We start from the raw sequence: 12,410 nt of genomic DNA, 5'->3' as shown, positions 1-12,410 counted from the left end.
ATATGTCTCCTTAAATACAAAAACTAATACTATAACGTAAATAATAAATAGACGATTGGCAATGTGAAAATGATACTATCAAATCTGTCTAAAATTCCACCATGACCAGGTAACAGGTTTCCTGAGTCCTTTACACCGTAATGTCTTTTATATGCAGATTGAACAAGATCACCTAATTGACCAAAAATAGATACTAAAACGGCTATTAGTACTAAATATAGTATATTATGATTTAAAGTTAACATAATCGATAAAATTACTGCAACAACTATGGCACAAATAATTCCACCTATTGAACCTTCAATCGTTTTATTTGGACTAATATCTGGCCAAAGTTTTGTTTTACCCATTGCTTTACCAATAAAATATGCACCCGAATCAGTTGCCCATATAACGAATAATGGGAAGAAAAAGTAAGCAATCCCCATATTTCTCATTTCGTACATATAGTGAAAACCAAAGCCTACATATAAACTACTTAATACTATGAAAGAAGCATCTTCAAAAGTAAATGTATTCTTTGTAATTACCGTATATGATAAAAGTAAGAGGATTAATACAATAGAAATTTCAGTTTTACCAATTTGATCTGGAAATACCTTATTTGACAGTTCATTAGGTATGATAGAAACCAATGTTAAAATTAATCCTAGTACCGTTTGTGCACTAGATAAATTAAACTTTTTCATTTTTATTAATTCAAAATAGCCGATTGTGCCTAAAGCAAATACAAGTATCCCAAACGGCCATTTACCAAATATTACTAATCCTAAAAATAATGCTCCAGCTATAACTCCTGTTATAATACGCTGTTTCAAATTCGTTCACCGCTTTCTTAAATACCACCATATCTTCTTGCACGATTTTGATATTCTTTCACTGCTTCAATTAAAGATTCTTCAGTGAAATCTGGCCATAATACATCAGTAAAATATAGTTCAGAATAAGCAATTTGCCAAAGCATAAAATTACTAATTCTTAATTCCCCACTAGTTCTAATTAACAAATCTGGATCTTTAAAATCACTTGTCATTAAATACGAATTAAACAATTCATCATTAATTTCTTCTTTATTTATTTTATTATCCGATACATCTGAAGAAATCTTTTTAACTGCATTTATTATTTCATCTCTAGATCCATAATTTAGGGCAAAGTTTAATACCATGCCTGTATTATTCTTTGTTTCCTCAACGGCCTTTAATATTGCTTCGGTTGTATAGCTTGGTAATTGCTCTTTATTTCCAGTTAGTCTTACTTGTACATTTTCCTCGATTAATTCAGGTAAAAATGTACCTAGAAATTCTTGTGGCAACTTCATTAAGAATTCTACTTCAGTTTTTGGTCTTTTCCAGTTTTCAGTTGAAAAAGCATATAGAGTTAAAGTCTTAATTCCTAAATTACTTGCAGTTCTTGCGATTTTTCGAACTACTTTCATTCCTTCGTAGTGACCCTTTACTCTTGGTAAACTTCTCTTTTGTGCCCATCTACCATTACCATCCATTATTATAGCAACATGCTCAGGAATTACTCCATCGACCCCATTTAATTGCGAACTTGGAGGTACATTTTTCTCTACCTTATTTCTTTTAAAAAAAGAAATTAATTTAAACATCTTTAATCCTCCGTTTAAGTATATCTAATTAAAGCATTGAGTAAAAAAACCCCCTTAAACAGAGGGTCTTTTTACTCAAAGCGCTTAGTTTATTTAATTATAATGCAATAATGAAATTATGTAATACCATAAAATGAAAAATTCATTATTTTTCTAAGCGCTAGTAAGATATACCTTGCAATGCAGTATTAAACTTCCATTATCTCTTTTTCTTTATCTTTTGAGATTCCATCGATTTTTTCGATATGTGAATCTGTTTGTTTTTGAATGTCTTCTACAAGACCACGTAATTCATCTTCAGTAATATCGCCATTTTTTTCTGCTTTCTTTAAATCATCATTTGCATCACGGCGAATGTTACGAACTGCAACTTTAGCATCTTCTGCTAATTTCTTTACACTTTTAACTAAATCGCGGCGACGCTCTTCAGTTAATGGTGGGAATGTTATTCTGATTACATTCCCGTCATTTGAAGGGTTTAAACCTAAGTCAGCTTTTTGAATTGCTTTATCCATATCGTTAATTACAGTTTTATCATAAGGAGTAATTAATAATAATCTTGCCTCTGGCACTGAAATATTTGCCATTTGGTTAAGTGGTGTTGGAGCACCATAGTATTCAACTAAAACTCTATCTAAAATAGCTGGATTTGCACGACCAGCACGAACAGTCGCTAATTCTCTTGTGTAAGCTGAAACAGCTTTAGTCATTTTTTCTTTTGCTAAAGAGATGATTTGATTAGACATTTTTATTTCCCCCTTACGATTGTTCCAATATTTTCGCCAAGAACGGCACGTTTAATATTACCTTCTTCCATAATTGAGAATACAATTAGTGGAATGTCATTGTCCATACATAATGAAGATGCTGTTGAATCCATTACACCTAAACCTTCTTTTAATACGTCTAAGTATGTTAGTGTTTCGTATTTTACAGCAGTTTTATCGATTGATGGGTCAGCAGTGTACACTCCATCAACATTATTTTTTGCCATTAAAATAACATCTGCTTCGATTTCAGCAGCACGTAATGCAGCAGTAGTATCAGTTGAGAAATAAGGATTTCCTGTACCAGCAGCAAAAATGACAACACGTTTTTTCTCTAAATGACGAATTGCTTTACGACGGATATATGGCTCTGCAACTTGACGCATTTCAATTGATGATTGTACACGAGATTGTACACCAAGTGTTTCAAGACTATCTTGAAGTGCTAACGAGTTCATTACTGTACCTAACATACCCATGTAGTCTGCAGTAGCACGGTCCATGCCCATTTCGCTACCTGTTTTACCGCGCCAAATATTACCAGCACCAACAACAACTGCAACTTCAACATCTAGTTCTGCGATTTCTTTAACTTGCTCAGCAATTGATTTAATAACTGATGGATTAATTCCAAATCCTTGTCCACCAGCTAATGCTTCTCCACTAAGTTTTAATACTACGCGATTATACTTTGCTTTACTCATAATACCCTCCATTTAAGTACCTCTATGTATTTACGTTCTTTAAAAAATAGGGAACACATAGTGTCCCCTATTTTCATTCATAGTAACTAAATTAGTTACCTTTAACTTGATTCATTACTTCTTCAGCAAAGTTATCTTCACGTTTTTCTAAGCCTTCTCCAACTTCATAACGAACGAAAGATGTAACAGTTCCGTTAGCAGCTTTAACGAATTGACCTACTTTAACGTCTGGGTTTTTAACGAAAGATTGATCTAATAAGCAGATTTCTTCGAAGTATTTACCAATACGTCCTTCTACCATTTTAGCAACGATGTTTTCTGGTTTACCTTCGTTTAATGCTTGTTGAGTTAAAATTCCACGCTCATGCTCAACTTCTTCTTGAGAAACAGCATCACGAGAGATATATTTAGGGTTGATTGCAGCGATATGCATAGAAACGTCTTTAGCAACGTCTTCTTTAGTAGTTCCTTCTACAACTGAAAGAACACCGATACGTCCACCACTGTGTAAGTATGCACCAAATGCGTCAGCATCTGTTTTAGAAACTAGTTCAAAACGACGTAAAGAGATTTTCTCTCCGATTTTAGCGATTGAATGGTTGATGAAAGTTTCAACAGTTTCACCGTTTTCCATTGTTTGAGTTAAAGCTTCTTCAACTGTTGCAGGTTTGTTAGCAACAATGTGTTTAGCTAAAATAGAACCTAATTCTTTGAAACCTTCGTTTTTAGCAACGAAATCAGTTTCAGAGTTTACTTCGATTAGTACTGCATCGTTTCCAGAAACTTCAACGAAAGTTAAACCTTCAGCAGCGATACGGTCACCTTTTTTAGCAGCTTTTGCGATCCCTTTTTCACGAAGGTAGTCGATTGCTTTTTCCATGTTACCTTCAGTTTCAGTTAATGCTTTTTTACAATCCATCATACCAGCGCCAGTTTTTTCACGTAATTCTTTTACCATTTGTGCAGTGATTGCCATAGTATTCATCTCCTATATGTAAGCTTATTTTATTTAATCGTTTTATAAGGTAAACATTTTTTGATTATTTTAACCTTAAAAAAAGGTGATAAAAGGCTAAACCCTCTTATCACCTTTCAATTTCTCATTAAGCAGTTGTTTCTTCGCCTTGTTTCGCTTCAAGAATCGCATCTGCCATTTTTGATGTAAGAAGTTTTACAGCTCTAATAGCATCGTCGTTTGCTGGGATAACGTGATCGATTTCATCTGGATCACAGTTAGTGTCAACAATACCGATGATAGGAATGTTTAACTTACGAGCTTCAGCAACAGCGATACGCTCTTTACGAGGATCAACAACGAATAATGCATCAGGAAGTTGCTTCATGTCTTTGATTCCGCCTAGGAATTTTTCAAGACGTTCTAATTCTTTTTTAAGTTGAATAACTTCTTTCTTAGGTAACACTTCAAAAGTGCCATCTTCTTGCATTCTTTCGATATCTTTTAAACGTTTAACACGTTTTTGGATTGTTTGGAAGTTTGTTAATGTTCCACCTAACCAACGTTGGTTGATGAAGTACATTCCAGAACGAATTGCTTCGTCTTTAATAGCTTCTTGAGCTTGTTTTTTAGTACCAACGAAAAGGATGTTTCCACCTTCAGCAGCGATACCTTTCATTACGTTGTAACATTCTTCAACCTTTTTAACTGTTTTTTGTAGGTCGATGATGTAGATACCGTTACGCTCAGTGAAGATGTAACGTTTCATTTTTGGGTTCCAACGGCGAGTTTGGTGACCGAAGTGAACACCAGCTTCTAATAATTGCTTCATAGAAATTACTGACATTATATTTCCTCCTAATGGTTCTTTTTCCTCCGCTCGCGTCATCTTCTCCTATCACTCCCATACTGGGTAGCACCAATAAGAAAATCGGCAAGCGTGTGTATTAACACCATGGACTACTATATCATATGAAGAATTATTTATCAAGAGAAAACGAGAAATTATTGTCGAAGTTTCTACTCTCTTATTTTTGAGTTGATTAAAATTTTACGTTTCTTGACTAATTTCAAGTATAGAAAAGCCCAAGATTTTCTACAAATTATTTAATTGCTTCTATTAAAATAAATTTTTCTTTGTCACTTGAATTATTTTTTGATTGAATAAAATAACGATCAATCAAAATAGTGCAACCAACCCAATGAATGACATATTTATTTGATTCTAAAAGCAATATTATCAGTATAGGAATTTTTTGTTAATTTATTCAAAATTTATCTTCTATATTTTTTTCTTCAAAGAAAAAGCAAGAAACTTTGTCTGCTTCTCGCAAAATAGTAAAGATTACATTCTTTCATTAAAGCAAAATAATTAAATAACAATATAATAATGCCAACTACTTATTAAGAAAAAATTTAATCCATATGAAATTAAATTGAATAATACTAGTTATTACTAAAAAAATCCCTAAGTTTAAAAATTGCTTTTGCATGGATTTGAGAAACTCTAGATGTAGACAAGCTAATAATTGACCCTATTTCGGTAAATGTTAATTCTTCATGATAAAACAAGCTAATAACTATTTGTTCTTTCTCATTTAATTCAGCAACAATTGTCTCGGCTAACTGTTTAATTTGTTCGTCCTTCAGTACTTCCTCTTCTGGTGTTAATGTTTCGTTATTTCTAATCGTCTGGATAAAATTTACTTGTCCATCTCCATCATCTTTTATTTGGTCATCAAATGATAACATATTTGAAAAAAATACATCATTAATGACATTTACAACTTCTTTTGAGGAAAATCCAGTATATTGTGCAATTTCTTCTGGGGTGACTTTACGCTGAAGCGTTGGTTCTAGCTTTTCAATCGCATAATCAATTTTCTTAGCTTTATCTCTCGTAGTTCTAGGTAGCCAATCTTCTTTACGAAGACCATCCATTATATTTCCACTTATTCTAATTGAAGCATAGGTTTCAAACTTTAAATCCCTATTTGGATCGAACTTCTCTAATGCGTCATATAAGCCCATCATTGCAAAACTTCTTAAATCATCTCTACTGACATTTGAAGGTAATCTATGAGCTATACGATTAACTTGAAAATGAACTAATGGCATATAAATGCGAATTAACGCATCTCCTGCATTTACATCGCGATCCTCTATCCACGTTTTCCAATAACTTTGTGAAACATTTTTTTGAACTTGCAACACGTCTTTCACCTCAGCGAATTACCATATTATGTTGATAACTTGATTCCAATTCAACTCTTCATAGTTGAGTTTACTTACGATAATTAATTAGGTCATCAATGCATTAATAGAATTGAATCGTTGTGTTCTCACACGCCTTTTTTGTAGTCCTCTCTAAATTTATGATTAATTTTAAAGAGATTTTTTTATGTATTATAAATGCATTGCAACAATATACTGATGTCTTGTTTCATTTGTTCCATCACTTAAAATGTTATGCTAATTAAACCTTAATAAAGCGAAAAAATTATATGGTTATATCAATAACTAAATAATTTAGGTAATGAATATGAATCTATTAAAAAATTTTCGGCTTTCTTTAATAAGAATCAACTAAACCTTCAAGCTCAAACAGTATTTTAAATGCACACTACTTCTTTTAAAAAGCGATTATGTTTTCGCGTAAGTACATTACGAACTACACTTAATGTTTCACTTTTCTACTACCTTAAAAAAATTATAATATTAAATCCACCAAATTTATCCTCATAATCTTTAAGATAATGTGAAAATTTTTCTAATTTTTTTAAAACATTTCATTAAAATGAATGATACGTGTTAATTTTTTTAAAATAATTATTAAATTTTAGATTTCTATTTTAAGCACATAAAAATAATAAAATACTTAATAAAGAACTTTTTTAATCTAAATTGATTTTTCTCTTTTTTATATTTTGATTAAATTTAAATTCTAGAATGGCTTTTTCTAAAAATTGTATACGTTCAAAAGGCTAAATATTCTTTCATTATAACGTTACAATCGTGCCAATGTTTTTTCATAATAAAATAAACCGTCACAGTTTTGTATTTAATTTTTACACAATATAAAAAATGATTTTGAAGAACTTATGTAGCTTCCAATTTTAATGAATTAGAGAATGCGATCGTATTTCCTAGATTCGTGTTCAAAGTTTTCATCTAACAATAGTTGAGTAAAAAATAAAAAACCTTTCCTCTAATGTTCCATAAGAGAAAAGGTTTTTATTTATTATTAATTAGTTAGATTTTAATTTTTCTAATTCTAATAAGAATTTATCATTTAGTACTTTAATATAAGTACCTTTCATTCCTAGTGATCTAGATTCGATAACACCAGCACTTTCTAATTTACGTAGTGCGTTTACGATCACAGATCTTGTAATTCCAACACGGTCAGCAATTTTACTTGCTACTAATAAACCTTCATAACCATTTAATTCTTCAAAAATATGCTCAATTGCTTCTAATTCGCTATAAGAAAGAGATGAAATAGCCATTTGTACAACAGCTTTACTTCTTGCTTCTTCTTCAATTTCTTCAGCTTTTTCACGTAGAATTTCCATACCTACTACTGTTGCGCCATATTCAGCTAAGATTAAATCGTCATTTTCAAAATCTTGATTAATTCGCGCTAGTACTAGAGTACCTAAACGCTCACCACCACCGATAATTGGAACAATCGTTGTTAAACCACCAGAAAATAAATCTTTATTTTCAACTGGGAAAGCAGTGTATTCACTGTTAATATCTATATTTGAAGAAGTTTCATTAATATTAAATAGGGTTTGAGTGTACTCTTCAGGGAATTGGCGATCACTGAACATTTTTTGCATACGCTCATTTTCGATTTTTTGGTGAAGACCATAACCTAATAACTTCCCTTTACGGCTTAAAATAAATACGTTTGATTCAATTACTTCTTCTAATGTATCAGCCATTTCTTTAAAGTTTACTGGTTTTCCTGCAGATTGTTGTAATAACTTATTAATCTTTCTTGTTTTTTCTAATAATTGCATCTTTCTAAATGCCTCCTATTTAATTGTACGTTTCCTATAAAATGAATTGACTTATGTCTTTATCTTTTGCAATATTTGCGAGTTTTTCATTTACGTATTGTGGTGTAATCATGATTGTTCCCATTTGAATCTCAGAAGCTTCAAACGATAAATCCTCAAGAAGTCTTTCCATAATCGTATGCAATCTTCTCGCACCAATATTGTCAGTAGTCTGATTAACATCAAATGCTATTTCTGCTATTCTACGTATAGCATCGTCAGAAAATTCGATTTGTATACCTTCTGTAGACAATAATGCTTTATATTGTTTAATAATTGAAAAATCTGGTTCAACTAAAATTCGAACAAAGTCATCAACAGATAGCTTTCCTAATTCTACACGAATTGGGAAGCGCCCTTGTAATTCAGGTATTAGATCAGAAGGTTTTGAAATATGAAATGCTCCCGCTGCAATAAATAGAATATGATCCGTTTTGATTGGTCCATACTTTGTTACAACTGTACTACCTTCAACAATTGGTAAGATATCTCTTTGTACTCCTTCTCTAGAAACATCTTGAGTAGAGTTTTGTTTACTTGCAATCTTATCAATTTCATCTATGAAAATAATACCTAATTGTTCAGCCCTATAAACTGCTTCCTGGGTTACTTCATCCATATCAATTAATTTCTGAGCTTCTTCATTTGTTAAAATTTTACGAGCTTCTTTAACGGAAAGCTTTCTTTTTTTAGTTTTCTTTGGAAATAAACTACCCAATGACTCTTGAAAGTTCATCCCCATTTGTTCCATTCCAGTTCCTTGCATGAAATCTAGCATTGGAGCTTGCTGTTGTTCTACTTCAACAGAAACAAGTTCATCTTCTAGTTTTCCAGATAAAAGTTGAAATTCTATATTTCTTCTTTTAGACGTTAATTCTGTATCATTCTCTTCTTGCTCAGCATTCGAGTTTTGTGCATCTTGATTAAAAAGCATCTCAAGTGGGTTTTTAAATGAAGCTTGTTTTTTCATACTCGGTACAAGAAGTTTTACTAATCTAGTATTAGCATTTTTTTCAGCTTGTTCTTTCACCTTATTCATACGCTCTTCTTTTACTATTCGAATGGCAGTTTGGGTTAAATCACGAATCATTGATTCAACATCTCTACCAACATAACCAACCTCAGTAAATTTAGTAGCTTCAACTTTAATGAAAGGAGCTCCAACTAATTTTGCCATCCTTCTAGCAATTTCAGTTTTACCTACACCAGTTGGGCCAATCATTAATATATTTTTTGGTGAAATCTCTTCTCGGAATGACTCTTCAAGTAAACTTCTACGATATCGATTTCTGAGTGCAATTGCTACTGCTTTTTTCGCTTGTTGCTGTCCAACAATATATTGATCTAGTTTTTCAACAATTTGACGAGGCGTGAAAGAAGTACTCATAATACACTCTCCTATTCTAATTCTTCTAATATTATATTTCCGTTCGTATAAACACAAATATCACTAGCAGTCTTTAAACTTGCATAAGCAATTTGTTTTGCTGAAAGATTGTCACCTGCGTTTTCCTTTAATGCACGGCCTGCTGCAAGGGCGTAATTCCCTCCAGAACCAATTGCAAGAATTCCATCATCAGGTTCAATTACTTCACCAGTACCAGAAATTAATAATAATGAATTATGATCCATTACAATCAGTAAGGCTTCAAGTTTATGTAATACTCGATCTGTTCTCCATTTTTTTGCTAATTCAACAGCAGCTCGTTGAATATTACCATTATATTCAACTAACTTGCCCTCAAAAAGTTCGAATAAAGTAAATGCATCTGCAACTGACCCTGCAAATCCAGCTAAAACTTTTCCATTAAAAAGCTTTCTAACCTTTCTTGCAGTGTGCTTCATTACTACTGCATTTCCAAAAGTTACTTGACCATCACCTGCCATGGCACTTTTTCCATTGTGGCTAATTGCGAAAATCGTTGTAGCATGAAAATTGGACATTTGAATCCTCCTTAGAAATGTCGATTAATTTCTAAAATTGAGCTCGTCTATGCTCTAGGATGATGTAAATTGTATACTTTTTGTAATCTTTCCTTCGTTACATGTGTATAGATTTGAGTAGATGATAAGTTCTCATGTCCAAGTAATTCTTGAACACTACGAATATCAGCACCGTTATCAAGCATATGCGTAGCAAAGGTATGCCTTAACATATGTGGATAGATTTTATTAGTCAACGAAGTATCATTGATCATTTTTTCTAAAATACCACGGACGCCCCTTGCTGTAAGCCTTGTACCACGGTGATTCAAAAAAAGATCATCATTTATTTGCTTGTTAGCTACTATCAGTCTATTTCGGCCATCTTCTATATATGTATGAAGAGCTTTTTCTGCATAACTACCAAAGGGAATATACCGCTGCTTATTCCCTTTTCCTGTTACCAAAATAGTCCCAATTTGAAAATCTATGTCTTTTAATTTCAAACTACAGCATTCACTTACTCGCATACCTGTAGCATATAGCAATTCTAAAATGGCTTGATTTCTTTGTCCAAGTTCCGTATCTAAATCGCTAACCTTAAATAGTTTTTCAAGTTCTTCCTTGTATAAAAATCTTGGTATCATAGTTTCTTTTTTAGGAAGTGACGCTAGCACAAAAGGATTCTCTTTTGCCTCATTTTCTCTCATAAGAAAACGATAGAAACTTCTTAAACAAGAAATATGTTTTGAGACTGTACGTCTTGATAGCTGTTTGTCATGCAAAGTTGTTAAATAGAGACGAACATCAGAATAAGTAACTGAAGAAAATGAAATAATGCATTGTTGTTCCATAAAAACTAGAAATTGTTCAACAATTTTTTTATAACTATTTAATGTGTATTGTGAAGAGTTTTTCTCTAATTGTAAATACTGAATGAACAATTGACACAATATTTTAATATTCAAGGTATTTTCTCCTCACAAGCCACTACATACTAACATATTAAGTAGCTATTTGCAATTTATTTTCTTAACATTCTACAAAATTCATAATTGATTCTAATGCTCTATTTGCATAAGCTTCGTAACGTTCTTGTTTTCGCTTAATTTTCATTTCAAGTCTTGGGAATAGTCCGAAATTTGCATTCATTGGCTGGAAATGTTTCTCGCTAGTAGTCGTAATATAATTTGCCATACTTCCGATTGCAGTTTCTGCTGGGAATACTACTAATTCTTTTTCCATTACATGTCTAGCTGCATTAATTCCAGCTACTAAACCAGATGCTGCAGATTCTACATAACCTTCTACTCCAGTCATTTGGCCAGCGAAAAATAAATCATTACGTCCTTTAAATTTATAAGTTGGTTCTAATAGTTTAGGTGAATTAATAAACGTATTTCGATGCATTACTCCATAACGTACAATTTCAGCATTTTCAAGACCAGGAATTAACTGTAGTACCTCTTTTTGAGGACCCCATTTTAAATGTGTTTGGAACCCAACAATATTATATAAAGTTCCAGCACTGTCATCTTGACGTAGCTGTACGACTGCGTGTGGTATCTTTCCTGTTTTTGGGTCTTCTAACCCTACTGGTTTCATTGGACCAAACAGTAACGTCTGTTTTCCACGTTTAGCCATTACTTCAACTGGCATACATCCTTCAAAGAATATTTCCTTTTCAAACTCTTTTAAAGGTACTGTTTCTGAAGTTGTTAATGCTTCATAAAAGCGATCGAATTCTTCTTCATTCATTGGACAGTTTAAATAAGCCGCTTCGCCTTTATCGTATCTCGATTTTAAATATACTTTATTTAAATCAATACTTTCTTTTTCTACAATTGGAGCAGCTGCATCATAGAAATAAAAATAATCTTCTCCAGTCAATTCTTTTAATTGCTGTGAAAGTTCTGGTGAAGTTAAAGGTCCTGTTGCGATAACAGTTGGTCCTTCAGGTATTTTTGTCATTTCTTCGTTATGCACGGTTACATTAGGATGATTTTTTACATATTCCGTAACACGACTTGCAAATTCATGACGGTCTACAGCAAGAGCACCACCTGCAGGAACAGCACATTCATCAGCAGATCGAATAATAACCGAATCAAGTCTTCTCATTTCTTCTTTCAAAACACCTACAGCGTTTGTTAATGTATTTGCTCTTAGTGAATTACTACAAACTAACTCAGCAAACTTATCAGTATGATGTGCAGGAGTTTGTCTTACTGGTCTCATTTCGTATAAGTGTACTTTTATTCCTCTTTTTGCAATTTGATAAGCAGCCTCACTTCCTGCTAAACCTGCTCCGATTACATTAATAAATTGTTCGTTCATTGATAACTCCTTCTACGCTGTTTAAATAAAAATTACGTAATA

12 protein-coding genes are annotated in these 12,410 nt (G+C 32.4%); all 12 read right to left on the bottom strand.

Annotated features, from left to right (window positions below):
• Positions 1-29: 29 nt before the first annotated feature.
• The 12 genes from CN601_RS13570 to trmFO all read right to left on the bottom strand — a co-directional run bounded on the left by CN601_RS13570 (position 30) and on the right by trmFO (position 12,368).
• Complete coding sequence (locus tag CN601_RS13570) at positions 30-818, bottom strand: phosphatidate cytidylyltransferase (RefSeq protein ID WP_098117481.1); 789 nt, start codon at positions 816-818, stop codon at positions 30-32.
• 17 nt (positions 819-835) lie between these two features.
• Positions 836-1,615 (bottom strand): undecaprenyl pyrophosphate synthase, encoded by a 780-nt coding sequence (locus CN601_RS13565; protein WP_098117482.1) that lies wholly within the window; start codon positions 1,613-1,615, stop codon positions 836-838.
• Between the two features lie 188 nt (positions 1,616-1,803).
• Positions 1,804-2,361 (bottom strand): ribosome recycling factor, encoded by a 558-nt coding sequence (gene frr / locus CN601_RS13560; protein WP_098117483.1) that lies wholly within the window; start codon positions 2,359-2,361, stop codon positions 1,804-1,806.
• Positions 2,362-2,363: 2 nt separating this feature from the next.
• Positions 2,364-3,086 carry a UMP kinase gene (gene pyrH, locus CN601_RS13555; RefSeq protein ID WP_098117484.1) on the bottom strand — a complete coding sequence of 241 codons (723 nt, stop codon included), beginning with the start codon at positions 3,084-3,086 and terminating at the stop codon, positions 2,364-2,366.
• Between the two features lie 91 nt (positions 3,087-3,177).
• A complete protein-coding gene (tsf, locus tag CN601_RS13550; RefSeq protein WP_098117485.1) occupies positions 3,178-4,062 on the bottom strand; it encodes a translation elongation factor Ts in 885 nt (294 codons plus the stop codon).
• 127 nt (positions 4,063-4,189) lie between these two features.
• A complete protein-coding gene (rpsB, locus tag CN601_RS13545) occupies positions 4,190-4,888 on the bottom strand; it encodes a 30S ribosomal protein S2 (RefSeq protein WP_056470859.1) in 699 nt (232 codons plus the stop codon).
• A 599-nt stretch (positions 4,889-5,487) separates the two neighbouring features.
• Positions 5,488-6,252 carry a FliA/WhiG family RNA polymerase sigma factor gene (locus CN601_RS13540; protein WP_098171319.1) on the bottom strand — a complete coding sequence of 255 codons (765 nt, stop codon included), beginning with the start codon at positions 6,250-6,252 and terminating at the stop codon, positions 5,488-5,490.
• A gap of 1,037 nt (positions 6,253-7,289) precedes the next feature.
• Positions 7,290-8,069 carry a GTP-sensing pleiotropic transcriptional regulator CodY gene (gene codY, locus CN601_RS13535; RefSeq protein ID WP_098117487.1) on the bottom strand — a complete coding sequence of 260 codons (780 nt, stop codon included), beginning with the start codon at positions 8,067-8,069 and terminating at the stop codon, positions 7,290-7,292.
• Between the two features lie 34 nt (positions 8,070-8,103).
• The gene (gene hslU, locus CN601_RS13530; protein ID WP_098117488.1) at positions 8,104-9,495 is read right to left on the bottom strand and encodes an ATP-dependent protease ATPase subunit HslU; all 1,392 of its coding nucleotides are present in this window, start codon (positions 9,493-9,495) and stop codon (positions 8,104-8,106) included.
• A gap of 11 nt (positions 9,496-9,506) precedes the next feature.
• The gene (hslV, locus tag CN601_RS13525; RefSeq protein WP_098117489.1) at positions 9,507-10,052 is read right to left on the bottom strand and encodes an ATP-dependent protease subunit HslV; all 546 of its coding nucleotides are present in this window, start codon (positions 10,050-10,052) and stop codon (positions 9,507-9,509) included.
• A 47-nt stretch (positions 10,053-10,099) separates the two neighbouring features.
• A complete protein-coding gene (gene xerC / locus CN601_RS13520; RefSeq protein ID WP_098171318.1) occupies positions 10,100-10,999 on the bottom strand; it encodes a tyrosine recombinase XerC in 900 nt (299 codons plus the stop codon).
• 64 nt (positions 11,000-11,063) lie between these two features.
• Entirely contained in the window at positions 11,064-12,368 is a 1,305-nt protein-coding gene (trmFO, locus tag CN601_RS13515; RefSeq protein WP_098117491.1) for an FADH(2)-oxidizing methylenetetrahydrofolate--tRNA-(uracil(54)-C(5))-methyltransferase TrmFO, read from the bottom strand.
• Positions 12,369-12,410: the final 42 nt, after the last annotated feature.

Origin of the sequence: Bacillus sp. AFS017336, assembly GCF_002555445.1 — a bacterium.
In the GTDB taxonomy this organism is placed as follows: domain Bacteria; phylum Bacillota; class Bacilli; order Bacillales; family Bacillaceae_G; genus Gottfriedia.
Note: the sequence above shows the minus strand (reverse complement) of the source record. Positions and strands in the feature narration are given on the sequence as shown.

What these genes read in the sequence shown, in the direction of transcription:
- rpsB (WP_056470859.1), bottom strand. Translation starts at nt 4,888, where the DNA reads ATGTCAGTAATTTCTATGAAGCAATTATTAGAAGCTGGTGTTCACTTC.
- CN601_RS13565 (WP_098117482.1), bottom strand. Translation starts at nt 1,615, where the DNA reads ATGTTTAAATTAATTTCTTTTTTTAAAAGAAATAAGGTAGAGAAAAAT.
- hslV (WP_098117489.1), bottom strand. Translation starts at nt 10,052, where the DNA reads ATGTCCAATTTTCATGCTACAACGATTTTCGCAATTAGCCACAATGGA.
- pyrH (WP_098117484.1), bottom strand. Translation starts at nt 3,086, where the DNA reads ATGAGTAAAGCAAAGTATAATCGCGTAGTATTAAAACTTAGTGGAGAA.
- tsf (WP_098117485.1), bottom strand. Translation starts at nt 4,062, where the DNA reads ATGGCAATCACTGCACAAATGGTAAAAGAATTACGTGAAAAAACTGGC.
- frr (WP_098117483.1), bottom strand. Translation starts at nt 2,361, where the DNA reads ATGTCTAATCAAATCATCTCTTTAGCAAAAGAAAAAATGACTAAAGCT.
- codY (WP_098117487.1), bottom strand. Translation starts at nt 8,069, where the DNA reads ATGCAATTATTAGAAAAAACAAGAAAGATTAATAAGTTATTACAACAA.
- trmFO (WP_098117491.1), bottom strand. Translation starts at nt 12,368, where the DNA reads ATGAACGAACAATTTATTAATGTAATCGGAGCAGGTTTAGCAGGAAGT.
- hslU (WP_098117488.1), bottom strand. Translation starts at nt 9,495, where the DNA reads ATGAGTACTTCTTTCACGCCTCGTCAAATTGTTGAAAAACTAGATCAA.